Origin of the sequence: Undibacterium sp. CCC3.4, from assembly GCF_034347425.1 — a bacterium.
GTDB lineage: Bacteria > Pseudomonadota > Gammaproteobacteria > Burkholderiales > Burkholderiaceae_D > Undibacterium.
In genome coordinates this window covers 1,704,542-1,728,576 of sequence record NZ_CP133779.1, presented here as the reverse complement: position 1 = coordinate 1,728,576, position 24,035 = coordinate 1,704,542, and the positions used below count along the sequence as shown (strand labels likewise).

Annotated in this window: 19 protein-coding genes; 8 read left to right on the top strand and 11 right to left on the bottom strand. The window is 52.9% G+C overall.

Annotated features, from left to right (window positions below; all coding sequences use genetic code 11):
* Window positions 1-148: 148 nt before the first annotated feature.
* Both RHM61_RS07905 and RHM61_RS07900 read right to left on the bottom strand, forming a co-directional pair.
* Complete coding sequence (locus RHM61_RS07905) at window positions 149-715, bottom strand: hypothetical protein (RefSeq protein WP_322250581.1); 567 nt, start codon at window positions 713-715, stop codon at window positions 149-151.
* 383 nt (window positions 716-1,098) lie between these two features.
* Entirely contained in the window at window positions 1,099-2,457 is a 1,359-nt protein-coding gene (locus RHM61_RS07900; protein WP_322250580.1) for a DUF4097 family beta strand repeat-containing protein, read from the bottom strand.
* 329 nt (window positions 2,458-2,786) lie between these two features.
* Between RHM61_RS07900 and RHM61_RS07895 the strand changes: the two genes are divergently transcribed.
* A complete protein-coding gene (locus tag RHM61_RS07895) occupies window positions 2,787-3,896 on the top strand; it encodes a flavin monoamine oxidase family protein (RefSeq protein WP_322250579.1) in 1,110 nt (369 codons plus the stop codon).
* A 12-nt stretch (window positions 3,897-3,908) separates the two neighbouring features.
* On the opposite strand, the gene RHM61_RS07890 is transcribed toward RHM61_RS07895, so the two are convergent.
* The 3 genes from RHM61_RS07890 to RHM61_RS07880 all read right to left on the bottom strand — a co-directional run bounded on the left by RHM61_RS07890 (window position 3,909) and on the right by RHM61_RS07880 (window position 6,840).
* Entirely contained in the window at window positions 3,909-4,523 is a 615-nt protein-coding gene (locus RHM61_RS07890; protein WP_322250577.1) for a TetR/AcrR family transcriptional regulator, read from the bottom strand.
* Window positions 4,520-5,194, bottom strand: a complete 675-nt coding sequence (locus RHM61_RS07885) for a cupin domain-containing protein (protein ID WP_322250576.1) — start codon at window positions 5,192-5,194, stop codon at window positions 4,520-4,522. The genes RHM61_RS07890 and RHM61_RS07885 overlap by 4 nt, the downstream gene beginning before the upstream one ends.
* A 224-nt stretch (window positions 5,195-5,418) precedes the next feature.
* Window positions 5,419-6,840, bottom strand: coding sequence for a hypothetical protein (locus tag RHM61_RS07880; RefSeq protein WP_322250575.1), 1,422 nt, complete (start codon window positions 6,838-6,840; stop codon window positions 5,419-5,421).
* A 278-nt stretch (window positions 6,841-7,118) separates the two neighbouring features.
* Between RHM61_RS07880 and RHM61_RS07875 the strand changes: the two genes are divergently transcribed.
* Window positions 7,119-7,538, top strand: a complete 420-nt coding sequence (locus RHM61_RS07875; RefSeq protein WP_322250574.1) for an STY0301 family protein — start codon at window positions 7,119-7,121, stop codon at window positions 7,536-7,538.
* A gap of 459 nt (window positions 7,539-7,997) precedes the next feature.
* Window positions 7,998-10,049, top strand: coding sequence for a glycoside hydrolase (locus tag RHM61_RS07870; RefSeq protein ID WP_322250573.1), 2,052 nt, complete (start codon window positions 7,998-8,000; stop codon window positions 10,047-10,049).
* Between the two features lie 502 nt (window positions 10,050-10,551).
* On the opposite strand, the gene RHM61_RS07865 is transcribed toward RHM61_RS07870, so the two are convergent.
* From RHM61_RS07865 to RHM61_RS07855, 3 genes are all read right to left on the bottom strand, one after another.
* Entirely contained in the window at window positions 10,552-12,594 is a 2,043-nt protein-coding gene (locus tag RHM61_RS07865; protein WP_322250572.1) for a heavy metal translocating P-type ATPase, read from the bottom strand.
* 417 nt (window positions 12,595-13,011) lie between these two features.
* Window positions 13,012-13,548, bottom strand: coding sequence for a DUF2058 domain-containing protein (locus tag RHM61_RS07860; protein WP_322251064.1), 537 nt, complete (start codon window positions 13,546-13,548; stop codon window positions 13,012-13,014).
* A 200-nt stretch (window positions 13,549-13,748) separates the two neighbouring features.
* Window positions 13,749-14,240, bottom strand: a complete 492-nt coding sequence (locus RHM61_RS07855; RefSeq protein ID WP_322250571.1) for an antibiotic biosynthesis monooxygenase — start codon at window positions 14,238-14,240, stop codon at window positions 13,749-13,751.
* A 358-nt stretch (window positions 14,241-14,598) separates the two neighbouring features.
* Between RHM61_RS07855 and RHM61_RS07850 the strand changes: the two genes are divergently transcribed.
* Both RHM61_RS07850 and RHM61_RS07845 read left to right on the top strand, forming a co-directional pair.
* Window positions 14,599-15,510, top strand: a complete 912-nt coding sequence (locus RHM61_RS07850; RefSeq protein WP_322250570.1) for an AraC family transcriptional regulator — start codon at window positions 14,599-14,601, stop codon at window positions 15,508-15,510.
* A gap of 126 nt (window positions 15,511-15,636) precedes the next feature.
* Window positions 15,637-16,569, top strand: coding sequence for a ketopantoate reductase family protein (locus RHM61_RS07845; protein ID WP_322250569.1), 933 nt, complete (start codon window positions 15,637-15,639; stop codon window positions 16,567-16,569).
* Window positions 16,570-16,610: 41 nt separating this feature from the next.
* On the opposite strand, the gene RHM61_RS07840 is transcribed toward RHM61_RS07845, so the two are convergent.
* The 3 genes from RHM61_RS07840 to RHM61_RS07830 form a co-directional block, all read right to left on the bottom strand.
* Window positions 16,611-16,820: a DUF6434 domain-containing protein gene (locus tag RHM61_RS07840; RefSeq protein WP_322250568.1), complete on the bottom strand. Its 210-nt coding sequence runs from the start codon at window positions 16,818-16,820 to the stop codon at window positions 16,611-16,613.
* Between the two features lie 513 nt (window positions 16,821-17,333).
* Window positions 17,334-17,831 carry a single-stranded DNA-binding protein gene (ssb, locus tag RHM61_RS07835; protein WP_322250567.1) on the bottom strand — a complete coding sequence of 166 codons (498 nt, stop codon included), beginning with the start codon at window positions 17,829-17,831 and terminating at the stop codon, window positions 17,334-17,336.
* A 225-nt stretch (window positions 17,832-18,056) separates the two neighbouring features.
* Entirely contained in the window at window positions 18,057-19,235 is a 1,179-nt protein-coding gene (locus RHM61_RS07830; RefSeq protein ID WP_322251063.1) for an MFS transporter, read from the bottom strand.
* 150 nt (window positions 19,236-19,385) lie between these two features.
* Between RHM61_RS07830 and uvrA the strand changes: the two genes are divergently transcribed.
* From uvrA to RHM61_RS07815, 3 genes are read left to right on the top strand one after another with little or no spacing between them, the layout of a single operon-like run.
* The gene (gene uvrA, locus RHM61_RS07825; protein ID WP_322250566.1) at window positions 19,386-22,331 is read left to right on the top strand and encodes an excinuclease ABC subunit UvrA; all 2,946 of its coding nucleotides are present in this window, start codon (window positions 19,386-19,388) and stop codon (window positions 22,329-22,331) included.
* A 6-nt stretch (window positions 22,332-22,337) separates the two neighbouring features.
* Window positions 22,338-22,910, top strand: a complete 573-nt coding sequence (pth, locus tag RHM61_RS07820; RefSeq protein ID WP_322250565.1) for an aminoacyl-tRNA hydrolase — start codon at window positions 22,338-22,340, stop codon at window positions 22,908-22,910.
* Window positions 22,907-24,010 (top strand): patatin-like phospholipase family protein, encoded by a 1,104-nt coding sequence (locus RHM61_RS07815; RefSeq protein WP_322250564.1) that lies wholly within the window; start codon window positions 22,907-22,909, stop codon window positions 24,008-24,010. Before pth ends, RHM61_RS07815 begins: the two co-directional genes overlap by 4 nt.
* Window positions 24,011-24,035 lie beyond the last annotated feature (25 nt).

Below are 24,035 nucleotides of genomic sequence, written 5' to 3'. Positions count from 1 at the left end.
TGATTGCACCTAATTAATATAGCAGCACTGGAATTGTTCGAAAAAGTGACGCTACTACGCTGATTGAAACAGTTGCGGACTATGCATTTCTTCAGCGCATGGTGCAAGGGAAGCGCAGATTTAATTTTGTTATCGTTTTTTTGCGATTTCAACAACTTAATGGATCGTCGCAAGCGACGATGGAAAAGACTCTGGAAGGGGTTTGCATCCCCTCCCAAGGTTTATTGCCAAGCGCAAAAAGAGTCGGCGGCTGCGATGGCGCGGACGGCATGCTTGGGCTGGGAAGCGGTGCCTCTTTGGCGAGCGTGTCGGCATCGACATTGGCAGCACTGACATGACCGCGCGTGCTGGCAACATTGCCAGGCACCGCCACATCACCCAATAATAGATTGCCCGTCATCGTTGCGATTTCGAGCGGATCAGCGTTGCCATCGCTACGTACTTGGCGAAAATCAATGTTGCCGCTCACTAAAGTCAGATGCAAACGAGCATTCACACAAACATCGCCGATGCGCAGATCTTCGTTGGTGGCATTAACCTTCCCGGCAATCTGGCCGCCGCTCTGACAGTAAGCGGAATTGCTCCAGCCAGCATGATTCTCACCCGCGTCCTGCCCGGTATGGGCTGCAGACTGGCCAGGTGCTACAGAAGTGTCGTTTGCTGCAGGCGTGCCGTGAAAACGCTCGACGTTACCAATATGCGAGTGAATGAACATAGCGATCTCCGATTCGAATAAACAACAACTTAATGGATCGTCGCAAAAGCCTAATGGACGCTTTTTTACACCTGAAACACCGTATACCTCGTCATTCCCGCGTGCTTTTGGCGGGAACCTAGTGTCGTTTTTTACACTGAAAATGCCACAATTTCTGGCATTTTCAGTTAACCACGAACGTCGCTGGATTCCTGACAAAAGCACGCAGGAACGACGCGGCCACCAGTCGGGGTAATGATACCGACTGAAAACCCTTTTGCGACAGCCTCTGAAGGCCGGGGTTTCAAACCCTAGTCAGATTTTTGATGAAGCTGCGTGGCCAATCGCTCCGAGCTTGTTAATTAAATACGACACTGGCGCACTGACAATTGAGAAAAATCTAATTACAGAAATAAGCGCGGTCGATGTTTTTTCATGGCATTGCTCAACCTCAGGCAATTAACTTGCATGTTAGGAGAAATCTCCGTGTACGTTCCGAACACCGCTTCGTAATTTTCCGATAAACGTAGGGCATCCCGATTACTGGCCCTTGGATTGCGCGATGTACAGCGTTTTAAGCACTGGTAGAGCATCACTAAATCCCTCTCGCTCAAAGAAAATTTTGTCAACACAGCTTTTGTCAAATCTTCGATCTCCGTGGCATCAAAGCGCTTGTCGCTCAAAATTATCGGCGGCGGCGATGGCGGCGGCGATGGCGATGGCGATGGCGAACGTTGTGGCGGTGGCGGTGGCGGCGGCGGTGGTGGCGGTGGTGGTGGAGCTGGTTGCCTTGGTGGCGGTGGCGCTGGTTGCCGATGTGGCGGTACTGCATGAGCGCGGCTGCCAGCTTGCGGGGCTGCCCTGCCGGCCGCTGATCGACTTGGTGCCGGGCTATCCTCGAAAACCATGTTAGCGGAAATCGGACCAGTATACCTGGCAAATTTTCCTAGAATGACCGTGCATTTAAGTGCATCACAAACAATTTCGTTAATCACGCTGCCATCGCCAAGTTCTATCGTGATATGTCGCATAGCCTGACGCGATTCTGGCTGCGACCCGACCGGCTGCCCGTTCTGATAGTTATGGCCATTGAACACTCCTGAAAAGCCGGGACTGACACGCACGTAACGCTGCCGATTTCCCGAGCCGCGGCAGTAAACGGTTTGCACATGTAATTCTTTGATACGGCAGCCGGTACCGATCTCAATCCGCTCGCCATCGGCGGCACACACCTTCAGTGATTGCGACACGTCGGTATGATTGATGCGCAGAGCAGTGCTGCCCAAGGAAGCATTTTGCACCTGCACCCGCTCAAGCTTCATCCGTCCGCTCAGCGTTGACAGACAGGCAGCGCGCACATTGCGTGCCACGACTTTCCCGCTGATCGTGGAAAAGTCTCCCGAAACGGCAACATCTTCCAACAAAAGGTCGCCACTCATGGTGGCGATTTTGACCGAGGGCTCGGTACCGGCTGACGTACGCAAACGCCGCAGGCTGATGTCACCGCTCATGGTATTCATGCGCAAGTCGGCGCGGACAAGTACATCTTTGAGCTCCATGTCTTTTCCCATGGAATCGAAAGTTCCGGCTATCTCTCCGCCGCTCTGGAGATAAGCATCGTCGATCCAAGCGCCCGGCCCAGCAACATCTTCGTCTTCCCATTCTGAAGAGGACTCGGAGCTGCGGTCATTACGCATAGAGGAAGAGCTGAAACTCCATGTTCCGCTGCGGCTAGCATCGAAGAAACTGAATCGGGGAAACATACTGATTTCCTTTTAAGAAAATACCAAGACAGGGTCAGCGCTGAATCACTGTCGTGAGCAACTGCCGAGATCAAGGAAGTGAAAACCTCCATTACATGACTGGTCGCAGCTTTCTCAATTGAGAAATGTCATGAAAATCGATCAAAGTGCAGATTGCAAGCTGATAATTTTCCCAATACCACTGAACTGCCCTGCGGTCGGCGGCACGGAAACAAGCAAAACACCTTGACATGCCCATTTTCCGAGCCCAAAATACTCGAAAATTAACCTACCAACTAGTTGGGTTATACGCACCATAGCAGTAACAGAATTCACAAAAGGCATTCCACATGAAGCAGCAAATCGTCATCATCGGCGCTGGCCTCAGCGGCCTCTATGCGGCATATTTATTAGAACAGCGCGGCTATAGTCCGCGCCTGCTCGAAGCGCGCGCACGTCTCGGTGGCCGGATTATGGGCAGCGCAGCAGCAAACCGGACCCATGAGTTTGAATTCGGCCCCTCATGGTTTTGGCCTGAGTTAAATCCACGCATGCAAGAATTGCTCACGGCCTTGCAACTGCCGTATTTCAATCAGCACACTATCGGCGCGACGCTCTCTGAATCAGCTAGCCAGACTTTGCAACGTTGGGATAATGCTGACGACGATATCGCATATCAAAGACTGGAGGGCGGCATGACGATGCTGATCAAGACCTTGTCCGCGCGTCTGAAGTGCACTGAAGTGCAACTAGACAGCCAAGTGCAAGACATTCGGCAGCGCGACGATGGTCGCTTGGACTTATCCTTGCTGCATCAGGGTCAGAGTGAGCTGATCGTAGCCGATCGTGTCATCACCGCTATGCCACCACGCTTGTTGGCGCACAGCATGGCATGGTTGCCCGCTTTGCCGCCTGCCTTGACTGCCCAATGGAGCGATACGCCAACCTGGATGGCCGGACAAGCTAAATTAGTGGCCACCTATCCACATGCTTTTTGGCGCACAGCCGGCTGCTCCGGCGAGGCGCGCAGTCAGCGCGGGCCGATGACTGAAATTCATGATGCCAGCAATGCAGATGGCAGCCAGGCCGCCTTGTTCGGCTTTATCGGTCTGCCGGCAGCGACGCGTCAGCATTATGGCCGAGAGCAATTGATCGCCCTCGGATTGCAGCAATTGGTGCGCTTGTTCGGCCCGGAAGCCGCCACCCCCGATTGGATAGAGATCAAAGATTGGGCCACTGATGCGCATACCGCCACGGCCGCGGACAGCCAGGCAGTGCGGCATCACCCGACTTACCGCAAGCCGGCTTTGCCAGCGCACTGGGCGGACCGGGTGTTTCTGGCTGGAACCGAGTTCAGTGCGCGTTACGGTGGCTTTATGGAAGGCGCATTGGATGCGGCACAACAAGCTGTCTTGGCGCTTGATCAGCACTTGACAGCGGCCGGCTCAGTGCCGGCCTGATGCCGTCATAGTTTATTGCTTTGCCACGCGCCGCGCTGACTGCGCCGGTAACAGCAGGCGCATCAGATTGTGGGCGATCTGGGCCGGGCCGCTCGCGTTACGCATACCGCGGCCGGCGACCATCGCTCCTTCCAATGCAGAGAGCAAAGTTTCAGCAACATCTGTCGAATTGAGCAACTGGTTCAATTGCCCGGCGCGTTGACCATCATCAATCACTTGCACCAGCCAATCGAGATTGACGGAAAAAAAATGCTGTACTTCGTAGGTAATATCTGCCGGCAGAGAACTCGCTTCCGCACCCAACATGCCACACACGCAGAGGTGCTGCTCGACCTTATAGGTGTCTTCAAATAATGCCGCATAGGCCGTCAAACGTTCCGCGGCCTTGACATGCCGCGTTTCGATCTGCAGCAAAAACTCCTTGAAGCGGTACGTATAGCGCTGCACAACCACCGTGGCTAACTCGCTCTTGGTCGGAAAATGGTGATGGATACTGGGCTTTTTAATGCCGACCAAACGCGCTACATCATCATAGGAAAAACCGTTATAACCGCGTGCTTGAATCAATCCTTCTGCGGCGTCAACGACACGTTCGGCGGTGCCGGAAATTTCTGAAAAATGCTTCATGTCGACTCATTTTGCTGACCAGGCAAATGGCCAGTTTTAACTAAGATCAAACAGCCATGTTCACTCCGTGGCGTATGCGTACTCAAGTGTGGCATGCGTATCCAACTTCCCACCGGATAGCTGCCGTCCTCATCTTGCCAGCTCCCGCTCACTACCCATAGCTCGGCACCGCCGCGGTACTGCTGATGTGAAAATTGCGTGCCCGCTGCTACTCTGAGCAGGAATACTTGTTCACCGGCGAATTTGGAAAGTTGCACCACAGCCACACCCGTCAGCGCGCCCGGCAACCAGTCGGCCTGCTCGGTATCGACCACGCAGCGTATGCTATCGTGCGGCTGCATATGACGCAGCTTGACAAACAAGGTGCAGCCATTGACGGTGTAAGGCGCATGGGCCGAGCCCGGGGGATTTTTCACATAGGTACCGGTTCCATAGCTGCCATGCTCATCATTGAAGTCGCCTTCCAGCACCAAAAATTCTTCGCCCAAATCATGCGTATGGCTGAAGAAGCGAGATCCGGCAGCATATTGAACCAGCGAGGTGGCGCGCGCGACTTCAGCACCATCGCGTTCAATCAGCTTGCGCAGCACTCCTGGCATCGGCGTTTCGGTCCAGACTAAACCGGCGGTCTGCACGACCGCGCGCAAGCTTAAATCGGCATGTATTTGCATTCCTCGCCCTGTATTTACCAACAAACTAATTGGTAGGCATTTTAGTTAAAAAGCGTAGTGCTGTCAAACCGTGATCTGACCATACAAGCTGAGGACTTGACGGCGGTGCTGCCGGTAACATCCGGCGTCCCAAGCGAGGATGGTCAAACTGGTCGTTGTTGACGGTCATGCCGGCAGCAGCGTCCATTCCAACCGAGAACAAACGCGCCGCCCTTGGCTTTTTCTCAATGGAACGACAGTCCTGCCTGCCGCTTCAATTCATTACTCAATTTCAGACAATTAACTTGTAAATCGGCCGACACATGGGAGCAAGGCACGAATACCTGGGCGTATTTTTGCGATAGTGCGATCGCATCCGTGTTACTGGCATGAGGGTTGCGAGAGGTGCAGTTCAGCAGCGCCGCATACATCTCTCGCAGCGCTTGACCCTGCAAACCAAATTTGGTCAATACGGTATTGGCCACTTCCTGTACCTGCTCACGGTTCCAGCGCCCCTTATTGAGCAAGATCGGTGCCGGCAGCGCGGCCGGCGGAACTGTGACATCTGGCGGACTGGCGCGGCTCGTCGCATAGCCGGGCTTGGATGTTGGTGCCGACTGAGACGACTGATCTGAGCAAAACTGGCTGCTGTGGCTGCGCTGCCCAGACTCCGACTCTGGCGCACGCTCATGCCTGCTATCGGCGGCGCCAGCGAAGCGCGGCGGTGGCGGATAAGCGCGCGTATGTTCTGAGGCCCTCGGCAGGTCGCGTTGAAAGTCCGCGCGCGGCGCGGCCGCGTATTCGTGCACATGCATATTCGGCGGCACGAAACCGGTATATCGCGCCCCCTTACCTAACATCACATGACAAGACAGCGCCTCAAATTCAATGTAGTCGACCACACTGCGCCGTCCGATTTCTATCGTAATATGCCGCGCTTGCGTAGGTAGGAAATCGGCACCGACGGGATGCCCATTCTCATAGCGAAGCCCATTGAGTGAACCAGAAAACCGGTGGCCGACGCGAATATTGCCGACGCCAGAAAAACTCGGTGTCGCATTTTGTGAGCGCGCCTGCAAGCGCCGTATGTGGCAACCGGCACCAATCACAATCCGCCCGCCATCATTCGCTGCAGCAATGAGCTTTTTAGAAATAACGGTATGGCGCAACAGCATATTATTGCTGTGCAACTCAACCGTTTGTACTCTCGCATGATTCAGTTCCAGCTGTCCGCTGCCGGAAAAAATAGACTCCACATCGAGTTTATATCCTTCAATATCTCCGTACAAGTTCACGATGCGCCCGGGAACCTTGACATGAGCTAAATAAATGTCCCCGCAAAGGCTTTCGATATACAGTGAAGGGCGCTCGGCCTCACGGTGCTGCATCGTATCGATATCAATTTTTCCGCTCAGGCTTGTCAAATACAAATCGCCACGCAGGGTAGTCTGACGCACCACCATCGGCTCGGTTGTGGTACAAAATTGCCCTTCGACATAAATTCCAGTCGACAACAACGGTGTCGGTTTGAACTCGCCGCTACGACACTCGGCCTCCTCGTCGGAACTGCTGTCAGACGCATTGGCATAGCAATACGAGTTCGGAGAGAAAGTGCCGTTGAAAGCAGCGCTGTAACGGGACTGAGAAAAATAAGCATTCGAGAACATCGTGATTTCCTCTTCAAAAAATAAGCGAAACATGAGATGGTAGCCAAGCTTGCGTCGAGCAAGATCAACTTAAAAAACTGATACGGGTAAAGTGATCATAAATGAAACGAGTGGGACTTTTCAAATAGGAAAATTCTGAAAATATTGTAAGAAATTTCTTAAAAAAATTTCTCGATGATGGCAGCCTATTACGTAGCAAGGAATACGCCGAGCACATTGCGGGCATCAACATCACACGATAATATGAGCACATTCCAATTGTATGCAGGAGAACACTAATGCGTTTCAGTCACCCTCTTTTAACATTGCTGGCAAGCTTAGCCATATCCAGCTTGGCCCAGGCAGAAACGCTGCGCTGCCCATCCGAGATCCATGTCGTACAGCAATTGCGCGACGCCCCGGATGGCTGGCTGCGCAACGACAGCGATGATCAACATAGTTTTACCAATGTCCGATTTTCAGAAGACGAACCGGCGCAGCAATTCTTTTTAGCGCCAAGCAAAACCAGCAAACAAAAAGGGGCGCTGGTGAATGTATGGAACTTCACGCCTTCGAAGCAAGGCTATTGGGTTACTTGCCAGTACCACGAAACGCGTGCCAGTTTGGCACTGAAACTGCCGGATCACGTCCGCAGTTGTAGCGTCACTTATGATGTGAAATTTTCTGTGCCGATTGTGACGACGATGGACTGCCGTTGAGCGACGTGATCGCGTCAATCTCACGGCTCTTCATTATGCAAATTCAGTATCTTTATCTTGCAAAAAGAGGTATACCTATTCTATTGGGATAGCTTTGACTCATAAGTCAGATCACCCAGATACGACACCCTCGCCCTCTTTATGGCCACTTATCTTCGGTTCCACTGCAATTTGCTCTCGCAATGAGAAAGAATTGGGAAACTCGTTGTCGCCTGTTTTGCATCGAGCAAAAAGCATAGGGAAACACCAAATACGAACTCCGCTTGATCCATGCAGCTTAGCAAGCTGTCATCACTCACAAGGTAATCATCTATGCGTATCAATCTAATGCGGCTGGTTCCGCTATTGTTTCTGCTTTTTATGCCTTTGACACAGGCGATCACCCTATAAAATTCTGACTGGAAAATTGAGATTGATCCAGCAAGCTTAGCGACCTCAGCCACATTAGCTTCCGGCGAAGTGCTGCAAATTTCTTCTCCAGGCAAAGTCGAATCCACCACACAAATCAAAGAAAACAGTTCCAGCGCCAGCTGGCAATTCGGTGCCGAGACTACCGTGCTGGCGCAACTCAAGGCCAGCGTTCTGACGCTACAGTTTTCGCGTATGACCCCAGGAAAAATGCAATGGCCAATCGTGCCTTCTGCTGCGCGCGCGTTGATCCTGCCTATTCATGAAGGCTACTATGTTCCAGCCAATGACAAAGACTGGCGCACGGCACTGGCGAACGATTATCAGGGTATGAACACGACCGAAGACTTGAGCTTGCCGGTAGTCGGTTTTGATTTTGGTAAACATGTTTTGTCGCTCATGTTCGCTAATCCATACAATAATTCTCTGCACTTTACCCCGGACGCAAAGGGAATCGGTTTTGCCGCTGATCACAGTTTTACTACACTCGATACCAAACGCTCGTATGAAGTACAAATTGCACTCAATGGCCCTGACTGGCTATCACCAGCAAAGCAATATCGGCAATGGTTACAAGCACGTGGCGAATTCGTCTCGCTGAAAAATAAATTAGCGCTGGCAAAAGATGGCGATCGCCTCATCGGTGCCAGCCATATTTATCTGTGGGGCGAGCGACTCATCGTTGCGCAAGACGTAAAAAACTGGTCAGTGCTGCAAAAAATTATCCCGGCTGACTGGATAGGCGGTGACGACTCTTGGATACAAGAACAGGCTAAAAAAGCCTTGAAGACATCTGATCTCGGCAGCCGTCCTCCATTGCAAGCGAGCTTAGTGGCGGCAATCAATCAAGCGCTGCTACGACTCGCGCCGGGCGATGAAGCTGCGCAGATAGAACAACGCCAGCAATTGGCACTGAAAACCCTCGGTGCCGCGCTCAAGCCACCAGATAGTTGGGGGGACTCCAATTCCAGCAAAATGATAGCGCAACTACATGATGCTGGTTTGTCAAAACTATGGATAGGCTTGCCGCAATGGACCGCCGGATTTTCCAGTCCGGCAGGCATACACGCGGCACGCGAGGCCGGCTACTTGATTGGCCCCTATGATTCTTACGACACCGCACTGCCCGACGGTAACGACAGTCAAAGCTGGTTGAGCGCGCAATTAGGGCAAGATGCATTTAGCCGTTGCGGCATTATGAAAAAAAATGGTCAGCGTGAAACCGGTTTTCGAGGGCTGGGCGTGTACACAAATCCGAGCTGCGTACGTCCCTTGATGGAAAAGCGCGTGCCGGAAATTCAAGCACTCAGCCACTACAACAGTTGGTTTCTCGATGTCGATGGCACGGGGATGTTGTTTGACGATTACGACCCAGCCAAACCCAGCTCGCAAGCACAGGACGCAAAAAATCGCATGGCTGCAATAGCCTGGATTGCCCAGTCTCAGGGCATCATCGTCGGTTCAGAAGTCGGTGGTGCCGTGGTCAATTCAGGTCTCAGCTTCGCCCATGGTATGCAAAATTCCGGCTTTGGCTGGGGTGATGCCGATATGCGTAAGAATAAGTCATCACCCTATTATTTAGGTTCTTGGTATCCGCAACACGAACCGAGTTTTTTCTTTAAAACCAGTTCAATCAAACCGCTCTATCAATCCTTATATTTCGATCCGACGAAACGCTTACCACTGTTCCAAGCGGCATTTCACGACAGCGTGGTGACGACGAACCATTGGACAGTGGATAACCTGAAATTCAAAGAAACGCGTGCCAGCACCGAACTGTTACAGCAACTCTATAATGTGCCGCCGCTGCTCAATATCAGCTTGGCTACCGCCGGCAAGCGCATTCCTTATTTGCTGCGGCTCGATGCCTTCTTTCGCCCCATGCATCAACGCTTGTACCAACAAGCCTTAACTGAGTTTCGTTGGCTGGCACCGGACGGCCATGTGCAGCAAACACAGTTTGCGGACGGCACGCAGATGATTGCGAATTTTGGGGATCAATCATGGACGGAAAAAAATCAGCGCATCCCCGCTCATTCTGTTTTAGCGATTCTGCCCGACCATTCAACGCTGCGTTTGCAATCCAATCAGCGCGATTACTAGGGAGAGGCGGGCAAGTGTTCAAACAATCTCAGCCAACAACTTAATGGATCGTCGCAAGCGACGATGGAAAAGACTCTGGAAGGGGTTTGCATCCCCTCCCATCGCGTCGCTCCTTCGTCGCTCACCGGCCAAAAGAGGCTGTCGCAAAAGCCTGATGGACGTTTTTTACACCTGAAACACCGCATACATCGTCATTCCCGCATGCTTTTGGCGGGAACCCAGCGTCGTTTTTTACACTGAAAATGCCACAATTTCTGGCATTTTCAGTTAACCACGAACGCCGCTGGGTTCCTGCCAAAAGCGCGCAGGAATGACGTGGCCACCAGTTGGGGTAATGATACCGACTCACTACCCTTTTGCGACAGCCTCTGAAGGCCGGGGTTTCAAACCCTAGTCAGATTTTTGATAAAGCTTAAGGACCGTTTGATGTGAAACAAGTTTGACTGAGTGACTTTTCCAGCAGCGACTCAGCGTTGACAAAAATTGTTGTCGGTGTGATTGCTCAACTTAAATTTTGATAAATTTCTTCTTCTTGCACAAAATGCAAACGCAATATCGCTTCAAAGCCGTATAACAGCCTTTGCAATTCCTTGCATGATTCTGACGTCATATCATTGTTCGACAAGCTCTGCACGCTTTGCGTCAGCGCTCTTCCAAATTCAAATATTTCTTGATGCGTCCTGCTCATCGCCGCCATTGGGTCATCTCCGCCCAGCAGTGTTGCAATAGTCGGATAGAGAATTAAATCGTCCTCTTGTTCGTGCGGCAGTAACTGTTTCTGTAAGATGCTGTCCATACTGATCAGTGCGCTGTGCGCCTCAGCAACGGCGAAGAATGGCAATTTATCGGCCAGATTTCTGACCTGATCAAGGATCGGTGCCAAGGCTTCATGCTCGATTTTCAGGCGCGTAATTTGTGCGCCAGAAAGTTTGTGCTGACTCGCGCGCAGGGGACTGATGCGCAAAGCCCGTAAGGCATTGACGATAACAATCACATCGATCACTTCCTGCAATGCCGCTCCATATAGAGGAGGCAAGTAACCGAGCGCAGCAAACAACATGGCGACTAAGGACATGGCCATTCCGGCGATCACACTTTGCATCGCAATTGCGCGGATTTGTCGGGCAGCATTCAAGGCTTCGGCCAAGCGGTCCAAACGATCAACCAGCAGCACAACATCGGCGGCTTCTGACGATGCCGCTGCACCACGTGATCCCATGGCGACGCCCACATCGGCGGCAGTCAGCGCTGGAGCATCATTGATGCCATCGCCGACCATAATACTGATACCTGTGGTTCGGGCGGCTTCAATTGCCGCTTGCTTATCTGCAGGTGATTGCTCGGCATAGACTTGGTCGACATCGAGACTGGCACCAATTGCTTCGGCCACATCTTTCCTGTCGCCAGTTAACATGACGATACGGCTTATCCCGGCTTTGCGTAGCAAGCGCAGCGAGCGCGGCGTCTCGAGCCGAATTCGGTCTGCCATCAGCAGTGCACCAATTATTTTGCCGTCTTGTGCGACAAATACAGCAGACCCTGCTGCACCAGCGCAACGTTCTAAGAACTGCTTTACCCATGGCGCATTGCTGGCCAGGGAAGAAACAAAAGCATAACTACCCAATACGATAGTCTTGCCTTCAATGTTGCCGGTAAGGCCAGCTCCTCCATGCTCATGAATTTCGCTTGGTATCGCCAGTACGATACCCCGACCACGTGCGGCAGCGACGACCGCGGTTGCTGTGACATGCCCGGACATCTGATCCAGAGATGCAGCTAATCTGAGTATTTCAGTCTGACTGACATCCGCATTGGCTTCCGTATGAATCAGATCAGCCTTGCCGCCGGTCAGAGTGCCGGTCTTATCAAAGAATATCGTATTGGCTTGTCCTAGCTTTTCAATTGCGGCACCACCTTTGATTAATATCCCACGCTTGGCACACCAAGACATGCCAGAAACGATCGCGACTGGGACGGCGAGTATCAGTGGGCAAGGCGTAGCGACAACGATCACGGCAAGTGCACGCAAGGGATCGCCGCTGACGATCCAGGCCAAGGCGGCTAAACCTAAAGATAATGGCAGGAACCACATTGCATAGCGATCAGCCATGCGTGACGCTGGTGCCTTTGATTTTTGCGCCAATCCAACCAGCCGGACAATGCCGGCATAGGTACTGTCTGCGGCTGTGCTCGAGGCAAGTATTTCAAATGGCGTGGCCGCATTGACGCCCCCACTTCGGATACTTGCTCCTGCTCGATGTTCAACTAAGTTGGACTCGCCACTCAGAGCCGATTCATCCAGCGTTGCAGTCGCTGATAACAAGGCACCGTCGATAGGAACAATTTCGCCGCTGCGTACCACCAGGCGGTCGCCAATTTTCAGCAGTTCAAGCGGAATCCTCGTCATCACACCATCGATTAGACGATTGGCAAATTTAGGGGCTTTGTTGAGCAAGGCCGACATGTCACGCCCCGCCCTACGCTGGGCAAAGGCTTCCAGTGCCTGACCGCTCACCAACATAACTGCAATGACGCAGGCAGTCATATATTGATTTAATGCAACCGAACCTGCAATTGAGATCAGTGCAAGTATGTCTATGCCAAATTCCTTTTGCACCAACGCCAGCCTCATGCTCAGTATTAACTGGATAAAAGCCGGAACAGTTCCGCCAACAAAGAGTAAGTCGGCCGCTTGCGGCCAAGCGCCCCATTGACACACAAGTCCAACAATCAGGCAGGCGAGAGTAATTGGAAAGGCAATCAATTCAGCTGAGCAAAAATTGTTCATCCTGTTGAGCTCCGCACAGAGAATGGCATGTGAGCTTCATTGTGCGCCTTGCCAATTCAGGTGTTCTTGCGATTAGTCAACTTAGGGCGAGGAGGATGTCAAACCCAGTTCGGCGCATCACGAGCTAAACACGATGTGCCGCGCGCTTCGATGCAATGCCTCATGCGTCGCCAGCTACCAAGTAAAGTCGTCCGGGATCTGGAACGCGGCATACGGATCATCGGCATCGATTGCGGTCGTCGTCTTCTTCACCCGCACCACCATTGAGGCATCGCGCTCGGCAATTTTATCTGCGATTATCCGCGGCAACAATTCTGTTTTACCTTCCAGGCACACGATCACCAGCCGGCCAGCAATCAAATGCGTCTGCACCTCTGCTGACACATAAATTTTATCGATCTTGATACCGTGCGTATAGTAATAAGCGATGTCGCCTGCGCCCTTGCTTTGGCGATTGTTTTGTACCAACTGCACAATTTGCGCAAAAACCGCTTTTTGCTTGGCAGCCGCATCGCGTTGCGCATTCAATTCGCGTGCCCGTTCGGCATTTTTGCGCTGCACTTCCAGCGCGGCCAAACGCGACGCATCCACGCTTTCGTTACCAGTCTTGCGCTCGACCTTCTTCTGCTTGAGCTTATCCTGATGGACCAGTTTGGCTTTGTTTTTATCGACGAGTCCTGCTTTTAAAAATTGATCTTGCAACGATGCCATAATACAACTCCGTAAAATAAGTGCGACCGGTCCCAGACCAGTGACGAACAGCAAGCATAGCAAAATTTTCTATGCCGTAAGCCAGTAAGCGGCAATAAACAGGCTGAATTGCCACTCATTACTTGGTAAAGCTGTTTTTTCTTAGCATGAAGCCTCGCACAGCTGCACGCCTTAGCTCCTTGTCGTTCGGGTGTCGCGGGCTATTTTGAAGCCGATTTGCTTTTTTCATGCTGCGTCGCGGATATGTTGAGCAGTACATCCCAAGAAGGCGGTAAGTCACTGCGCGCAATGAGCAGTCGGGTATATTCTATATGTCGCACGGCACTTTGACTTTCTCTGACAGCTTGAGCATGTGCAGGTGATTGAACAAACCGCAACATGGAACCCTCGTCCAACCAAATCGTAGCAGTCCATACTTCGTCACCAAACAGTTGACGCCGCACAGAATAAGCCAGCAATCCGGGTTGAGCAGGCAAACTGTCGAGCACCCTGTAGGCACCCGCATCAAACACATCTCGTTTATCCGAGTCAATATTGGCATGAGTGATTGCAACGAGGACTTGATCATTGCCAATGGCTCCCAAGGTTTTTTTTGCTGACTCACCGTTCACCCATTTGAAGGGTGTAGCAACGCTGCAGCCAGTGATTAATGCCAAAATTACTACCCAACAGTGGATACAGAGTTGTTTCATTTTTAATTTTTCCCTGAGGATTTGAATTGATTGTTATTCGGATTGATATGAAATCAGTTATAAAAAAATTTTCTTGTTAGAATCTTAAAGACACGGAACGAGCAGTATTGTATCGGTGCAAAAAATCAGAAGCTATGTCTCATCGCCCGTATTTCCCTTGCAATCGTCCGAAATTGATTCTTTGAATTTTGCCGCTGGCTGGTCGCTCAGGCCAGACATTTGACATGACTGTGCAAGCTCTCGCGACCTGGCCAGATCGATGCCAAAGAGGGCGCTGAAACTGGTTTCTGTGCGTGGCTCGACATGTGTCGAAATGAAATACTCGTGTGATATCGTGTAAAAATATTGAAAGCGATGAATGGATGCATTGTCGAGTGTGTTGGCTTTGTTAAAGCCCCAGAGCTACGGTACACGTGGCTTGGATACTGCGGGCGACTGGTCGATCGAATTTCCGGCAGGTGAAGGCATCAAGTGTTATGCCCTTCTACATGGCGCTTGTTGGCTTGAGGTGGAAGGTGTTTCCCATCATTTGCGCATCAATACCGGCGATTGCGTGCTACTTCCACGTGGACAGGCTTTTCGCTTTTTCAGCACTCTTGATGCGCAATCGATCAGCGTGCTCCCATTAATAGCCGCGGTTGACGATGGCAACTTTATGGTCGTCAATGGCGGTGGAGAGTGCACGGGCCTGGGCGCTTACTTTGTCTTCGAGGGAAGGCAATCGGATATGTTAGTGGGAATGCTGCCGCCTATCGTGCATTTTCATCACGAAGCGGATAAAGCATTGTTGCGCGGCTACTTGGAGCGCTTGATGTCGGAACTGCGCACCCCACAGCTTGGCGGTTTTCTTATCGCTGAACATATGGCGCAGTCACTCTTGATTCAGGCACTGCGGCTGCATCTCTTGGATAGCTCGGTCAATGGGATAGGCTGGCTGTATGCGTTACGGGACGATAAGTTAAGTAAGGCATTGGAAGCCATCCATGGCGAACCTGGACGAAATTGGAGCTTGGATTCCTTGGCCAAAGTAGCAGGAATGTCGCGGTCGAGTTTTGCTGCAAGTTTCAGCGCGACGCTTGGCGCGTCTGCGATCGACTATCTGACGCAATGGCGGATGCACATCGCCGCCGAGCGTTTGCACCATCGTGTAAGGTCAATTTCCGTGCTGGCCGAACAACTGGGCTACCAATCGGAAAGTGCGTTCAGTGTCGCCTTCAAGCGTATCCATGGTAGTTCACCTCGTCAATACGCCAAACGCATTCAGAATTAGTACGCGTTCCGAGCAATGATTGCGCAATCAAAGTTTGGACGATCAAACAAGTATTTTGCACTCTTTGCTATTCCCTGTCTGGGGTAAGCGTCCTATGATAAAGACTTATCAATATGGACAATATTCATGACTGCTCCACAATCAATGCGCATCGCCGTACTGGGTGCCGGAAATATCGGCAGCGCGTTTGCCTTTCAACTTGCAAAAACCGGTGGCCATGAAGTAACTGTGATCGCCCGTCCGGGCTCTGCGCGATATCAACAGCTGCAACGCGATAAAAGCATTATTGATGTTCATGATAAGCGGGCAAACGTGATTGCTTCTGAGCAATTGGACGAGGAAATTCATTATGATGTCATCGTCGTCACTTTACTGGCCCACCAGCTGGAAGCGGTCGTGCCGGCCATGTTGAACAGTAAGGCGAAATCGTTTCTGTTTATGTTTAATAACTTCGCTCCTGAACGGATTGAGGAGAGGTTTGGTACTGACCGGTGTACGTTCGGGATGCCATTCATACAGTCATTTCTTGACAGGGATGGTAAGCTGAATGTCAGCATTGGTGCAGGCGGTCAAAAAACAAAATTAGGAAAACAAATCTGGGTCGATGTATTTAACGCTGCCGGTCTTCCTGCATCGCTCGAAGCCAATATGCCGCTCTGGCTGCGCTGTCACGCACCAATATGTATTGCGTTTGAAAGTAGCTCGTTCGCTGGCATGCAACGCGGTGGTGGTGCAAGCTGGGCCGAATCGATGACTATCGCTCATGGTGTACATGAATGCTATCGCTTAATCAAGGGCTTGGGTTACCACCTTTATCCTGCAGCGAAAGTACGGATTCATCAATGTCCGGCATGGATTATTGCATCCATACTCTGGGGCCTGACACGGCTTCCATCCTTCCGCGAATTGTTGGCTTTGGGGGCAGCTGAATGTAGCGCAATGCTTGACCTGCTGCTCGCCGCTGCGCCGCTGTCTGGCAATCCCATTGCGCTTGAAAAAATCGAAGCCATGAGACCAGTGAGCGCTGAAGTTTTGCGCAAGCACATCAATTTTGGATAGTTAATGATCCGCTGCAAATAGTCAGAATCGCATGTTTAAAGCTATGCATTATTTCTACGGCGCCATTCATCAACGACTTCTCCCATGTTCTTGTTCACACCATTGCGAATCCACGCAATAAAATCTCTGTCGAATTTAAAATTGGGGCCGCATTGAGATGTTAAGAAACGGCGCACATTTTGTGTGTTCTTATATGACTGATCGACTTCGGTTTCTCGGCTTATAGAACCGCCGTGCCAGCTGAAATTCATTTCATCTCCAAGTTAATCATATAGCGAGTGGAAATTTTGTGCGGTTTGTTGACTCAGACAACAAGGACAGAGCGAGCGAGTTTTACCTGTCCACACCTGCCCCTTGATGATTTCTGTTTCAAGTTAGTAATGCTGCACTGTCCGCGACGTCGGATAACATTGGCCCAGGAGCCTTACATATGGAATAAAGTAATTGTCTGACTTTCCATTTATCCAATTTTCGACTCATCATGATCACAACACGATCAAGAAACATATCCTCATCGGAGCAGATAATCCGCACACGGCTGTCCAACTACTCACTGGCAAAAACCTTGACTAAACCTTGTCTAAACCTTGACTAAGCATAATCTAGCTTGTCTAAACTCAGACCTTGTCAGCGATCACCAAAACCCAGCGGCACTTCTGTGAACCACCCGATTTTGCTCTGGTTTGATCGCGTTTTGACCTGGTGTAAAGTAAAAAAACCCCTGACTTCAGGGGTTTAAGATAATTCTTTGAAGCAAGGAGACCTCAAAACGGAATATCGTCATCCATATCCGAAAAATTCGGTGCCGGACGTGCTGCCGGGGCCGGACGCGCAGCCGGAGCGGCCGGGCGTTGTTGCATAGCTGCCGGTGCCGGAGCGCCGCCGCCGTAGCCGCTGTCGTCCATGCCGGCACCGCCGCCCATGCCAGGACGACCACCCAACATTTGCATGCTGTCGGCTTTGATGTCGGTTGCGTATTTTTCGACGCCATCTTTGTCGGTGTACTTACGGGTACGCAAGCTGCCTTCTACATACACTTGCGAACCTTTTTTCAGATACTGGCCGGCGATTTCGGCTAATTTGCCGAAAAACGTGATCCGGTGCCATTCTGTCTGTTCTTTCTTTTCGCCGGTGGTTTTGTCTTTCCAGCTGTCCGTCGTAGCGACGGTGATGCTGGTCATCGCGTCACCACTTGGCATGTAGCGTGTTTCCGGGTCGCGGCCAAGATTGCCGACGATGATGACTTTATTCACGGATGCCATGGTTTTCTCCTGTTGTCCTGTACGTTCCTGTACGTGGTTCTATGATCATTTTGCCAACATAACGCCAACATTCAGCGCTCTGGCAACAGCCCGACAGACTGCGACGGGCGTATTTCACACGATTATACAGGCTCATTCCGTATGCAAGCGCGGATTTCATACCGAACCGACATGGTGACGCTGCCCTGTTAACGCTGAGGAAACAGCAGTTTTGCCAAGCCGAACTCAAGCCAGCGGTGCAGCAGCGGCGCGACGCGCCAATTCCGGCATGGAGCAGGCGCTGACCAACCATAGTACGGTCATGCCGGCGCACAAGGCGAAGATAGCTGGTGCCGTGGCATAGCGGGTCAGAATGCCGCCGAGCGCGCCACCACTGGCCATGCCTAGCGCTTGCAAGGTATTGTAGACGCCGAGCGCCGCGCCTTTCGAGGCTGGCGGTGCGGTGCGCGACACCAGAGATGGTTGTGCCGCTTCAAGGATATTGAAAGCGATGAAGAAGGCGAACAGCAAGCCATAAATTGCCAATGGGTAGGCCAGCAATTGCCAGAATCCTACTTGCACGATCAATAACAAACTGATGGCAAACAAGAATACCGGTTTCATTTTATTGTATTTTTCACCGATGATGATGGCTGGCAGCATGGCCACGAAAGAACCCAGCATCACCGGCAAATACACTTTCCAATGTTGGTCTATTGGCAAACCGGCTACTTTGACCAAGGTGCCGGGCAAGACCACGAACATGGCCATCTGCGCCAGATGCAAGACATACACGCCAAAATTGAGACGCATCAGCTCGCGGTGACGCAAAATACTGCTCAGTGGCACCGGGGTGGCGTGGATGGCCGGCGCATCGGGCGTCACCCACAACACCACGGCAATCGCTGCCAGCGCCAGCACGGCGGTCATCTCGAACATGCCGGGCATGCCGATGGCGGTATAGAGCAGCGGTGAAATCACCATAGCCAGCGCAAAGCTGATGCCGATCGAACCGCCGACCATGGCCATGGCCTTGGTGCGGTGTTGCTCGCGCGTGGCGTCGGCAATGAGGGCGGTGATCGCGGCCGAGATCGCGCCGACGCCCTGAATCGCCCGACCGATCAGAATGCCATTGAGGCTGCCAGAGCAGGCGCACACCACGGCGCCGATGGCAAACAACAGCAAACCGGCGACGATGACCGGTTTACGACCGAATTTGTCGGAAGCGATACCGAGTGGAATTTGGAAAAAGGCTTGCACCAGGCTGAACATGCCGAGCGCGATACCGACCAGGATGGGGTTATCGCCACCATTGAGTGTTGTTGCATAAATAGCAAATACCGGCGACATCAGGAACAAACCCAACATGCGCAGCGCAAATACGGCTGCCAAGGTGCCGCTGGCGCGCCACTCGGCCGGACTCATTTTACTGTGCGCGCTGCCGTTGGTTTCAGAGGCGTCGACACCCTTTGATGCAGTAGTCATAATGACAAATCAGGCAATCGCCCGCGGTAAGGTTCAAAAACCCGTTATAGTAGCAGGTTGCTTGCCTCCGCCAAAACTCAAATACCGACCATGACGAAACGACCCTCTGCTGCCAAAGCATCCAAGATTGCCGCCAAACCGGCCGAAATCGACTTCGACGACGATATCACGCTCGCGCAGAAACGCGACTTGATTCGGATTCGCGGCGCACGCACGCATAATCTGAAGAATATCAGTCTCGATTTGCCACGCAATAAGCTCGTTGTCATCACCGGTTTGTCCGGTTCGGGCAAATCTTCGCTGGCCTTCGATACCTTGTATGCCGAGGGCCAGCGCCGCTATGTCGAATCGCTGTCGGCGTATGCACGCCAATTTTTGCAGTTGATGGAAAAACCCGATGTCGATTTGATCGAGGGCTTGTCGCCGGCGATTTCAATTGAGCAGAAGGCGACTTCGCACAATCCGCGCTCGACCGTCGGCACGGTGACGGAAATTCACGATTATCTGCGCCTGTTGTATGCCCGCGTAGGTACGCCCTACTGCCCCGATCATCCGGAAAATCCGTTGGCGGCGCAATCGGTGTCGCAAATGGTTGATGCCGTGCTGGCGATGCCGGAAGATAGCAAGTTGATGATCTTGGCACCGGTGGTGGCCAACCGCAAGGGGGAACACAGCGATTTGTTCGAGCAGATGCAAGCCCAGGGCTTTGTGCGCTTTCGCGTGCAAAGCGGTACCCATGCGGCGAAAATCCATGATATCGAAGATTTGCCGAAGCTGAAAAAAACCGAAAAACATACCATCGACGTGGTGGTCGACCGGATCAAGGTCAAGCAAGAGATCAAGCAGCGCCTGGCTGAATCATTTGAAACCTGCCTGCGCATCGCCAATGGCCGCGCGCTGGCGGTGGATATGGACAGTGGTCACGAACAATTGTTTTCGAATAAATTCGCCTGCCCGACTTGCGGCTATTCGCTGCAAGAGTTGGAGCCGCGCCTGTTTTCCTTCAATAACCCGATGGGGGCCTGCCCGGAGTGCGATGGTCTGGGCCACATCGAATTCTTCGATCCCAAGCGCATTGTCGCCTTCCCGAATTTGTCGCTGGCCAGCGGTGCGGTCAAGGGCTGGGACCGACGCAATCAGTTTTATTTCCAGATGCTGTCGAATTTGGCAGCATTTTATGAATTCGACATCGATACGCCGTATGAACAATTGTCGCCGGCGGCGCAGCAAATTATTTTGTATGGCTCGGGCAAGCAGCAGATTCCGTTTACGTATATCAATGAAAAAGGCCGCACCGTCATCAAGGAGCACAGTTTCGAAGGTGTGGTAACGAATTTGCAGCGCCGGTATCGCGAAACCGATTCGATGGCAGTGAAAGAAGAACTGGCCAAGTTCATCAATGAAAAGCAATGCCCTTCCTGCGACGGCGCGCGTTTGCGTATCGAAGCGCGTTTTGTCAAAGTCGGCAGCGGCAGCCAGGAAAAAGCGATTTATGAAATCAGCGGCATGCCGCTGCGTCAAACCCTGGCGTTCTTTTCCACGCTCAAGCTGCACGGTGCGAAACGCGATATCGCTGACCGCATTGTCAAAGAAATCTCTTCGCGTCTGACCTTTTTGAATAATGTCGGGCTCGATTATCTGTCACTCGACCGTAGTGCCGACACACTCTCGGGCGGTGAGGCGCAGCGGATACGGCTGGCTTCGCAAATCGGTTCCGGTTTGACCGGGGTGATGTATGTGCTCGATGAACCATCGATAGGCCTGCACCAACGCGATAATGACCGCCTCATCGATACACTCAAACACTTGCGCGATATCGGCAACAGTGTGCTGGTGGTGGAACATGATGAAGATGCGATTCGTTGTGCCGACTTTGTCGTCGATATGGGCATCGGGGCCGGTGTCCATGGCGGCGAAATCATCGCCATGGGTACGCTCGATGACATCATGCAAAATACCCGTTCGCTGACGGCGCAGTATTTGAGTGGGGCCTTGAAAATCGCCGTGCCTGAACAACGCAGCATCAGTAACCCGGATAAGCAATTGGTGATCGCCGGCGCCCGCGGCAATAATCTGAAAAATGTCACCATGCATTTACCGGTGGGCTTGTTGACCTGTGTGACCGGGGTCTCCGGTTCCGGCAAATCGACCCTGGTCAACGATACCTTGTACCCGGTGGCGTCGCGCCATCTGTATGGTTCGCAAACTGAGCCGGCACCATTCGATCATGTCAGTGGTCTCGAACATTTCGACAAGGTGATCTCGGTCGATCAGGCACCGATCGGGCGCACACCGCGCTCGAATCCGGCCACTTACACCGGCTTGTTCACGCCTATCCGCGATTTGTTCGCCACCGTTACCACGGCCAAAGAACGCGGTTACAGCGCCGGGCGCTTCTCGTTCAATGTCAAGGGCGGACGTTGCGAAGCCTGTCAGGGCGATGGCGTGATCAAGGTGGAAATGCATTTTTTGCCTGACGTATATGTGCCTTGCGATGTATGCCACGGTAAGCGCTACAACCGCGAAACCCTGGAAGTGCATTACAAAGGCAAGAATATCAATGAAGTGCTGGGCATGACGGTGGAGGATGCCTATGAGTTTTTCAAACCGGTGCCGGTCATCGCGCGCAAACTGCACACCTTGCTTGATGTCGGTCTCGGCTACATCCGCCTGGGGCAGAGTGCCACCACGCTGTCGGGCGGCGAGGCGCAGCGCGTCAAGTTGTCGCTGGAACTCTCGAAGCGTGACACCGGTCGTACTCTGTACATTCTCGATGAGCCGACTACCGGTCTGCATTTCCACGATATCGCCTTGCTCTTGAAGGTGATCCACCGTCTGCGCGATCAAGGCAATACTTTGGTGATCATCGAGCATAATCTCGATGTCATCAAAACCGCCGATTGGCTGATCGATCTCGGTCCCGAGGGCGGTGCCGGCGGCGGTCGCATCATCGCCAGCGGTACACCGGAACAGGTGGCCCATAATGCCGACAGTGTGACCGGCCAATATTTGTTACCGCTTTTAAAACAACATTAATTGTCTATGGCTATTCGTCTGATTGCCGGGCTAGGCAACCCCGGCCCTGAATATGAACAAACGCGCCACAATGCCGGCTTTTGGTTAGTCGACCAATTGCCGGCCAGTTTGCAGCGCGATAAAAATTTCCATGCCTTGGTGGGGAAAACTCGGCTCGCCGGTGCCGATGTGTACTTGATCGAACCACAAACTTTCATGAACCGCTCGGGCCTGGCGGTCGGGGCAATTTGCCGCTTTTATAAAATCGCGCCGGAAGAAGTGCTGGTGGTGCACGATGAACTCGATCTGCTGCCGGGCATAGCGAAATTAAAAAAAGGCGGCTCGTCGGGTGGCCATAATGGTTTGAAAGATATCAGCGCAGCGCTCGGCACCCAAGATTACTGGCGTCTGCGGATAGGCATCGGCCATCCGCGCACGCTTAACCTGCAGCAAGGCGTGGCTGACTTCGTGCTGCACCGTCCGCGCAAGGAAGAGCAGCCGCAGATCGACAGCGCCATCGCCCACAGCTTGGCGATCTTGCCCTTGCTGGCGGCGGGCGACTTCACGGCGGCGATGTTGGAATTACATACACTCAAATGAGTTCGGCGCTCCACATTTTCGCCGGCCGCAGCGCCTATGCCCATTTGCGTACGCATGGCCTGCAAGCGCGCGACGTGGCGCTGCTTCCGGCCGCGGCCGGCGGCCCCAAGGGCTTGATTCTGCAAGCACTCGATCAATGGCTGTTCGGTACTTGGCTGCCAAGCGCACCACGCCCGCGCACTTTGATCGGGGCCTCGATCGGGGCTTGGCGTATGGCGGCGGCCAGCCAAGCCGATCCGGTGGCGGCGTTTACCCGCCTGGCCGAACTGTATTGCGAACAAACTTACCCGGAACGGCCGAGCGCGCAGTATGTGACGACCGAAATCAGCCGGCTGCTGCAGGCTTTTCTGGCTGGTCATGAAGCGGAAATCCTCACGCAACCGCTGCATCGTCTGCAAATTTTGTGCAACCGCGGTGCCGGTGCCTTGAGCGCCCCGCTACCGGGTTGGCCGACCAAGGCCGGTTTCGCCCGCGCGGCGCTGGCGAATCTGCGCGGTCGGCCACAGCTGGCGCGACATATAGAACGGGTCGTGATCGGCGATACGCGCGCGGACATGGCGTGGATGGAAACGCCGTTCGATGATTTCCGCACGCATTTTTGCGCGCTCAATCAGGATAATCTGGCCCCGGCCCTGCTGGCTTCGGGCACGCTGCCCTTGTTGATGGCGCCGGTTACCACGCTGCCCGGCGCGCCGCCCGGTCAGTACTGGGATGGTGGCATGATCGATTACCATCTGGCGCTGCCGTATGCACGCTTGGCCCAGGACGAGCCGGCTGAGTTGGTCTTGTATCCGCATTTCGGCGCCCGCATCGTGCCTGGCTGGCTGGATAAAAATCTGCCTTGGCGCAGCGCTGCCAGCGGTGCGCGGCGTCACTGGCTCGATAATGTGATCTTGCTGGCACCATCGGCCAGTTTCATCGCAAGTTTGCCACGAGGCAAGTTACCGGATCGTCAAGATTTTTTTCATTACGGCACCGATCACCGTAGCCGCATCCGCGCTTGGCAACAAGCCATCAGCGCCAGCGCCGCCCTGCGCGATGAGTTTGCCGCCTTTGTCACCCAACCCGATATGGGACAAGTGCGGGCATTGAATTTTTAATCACGGGCAATGTGCCCATATCACC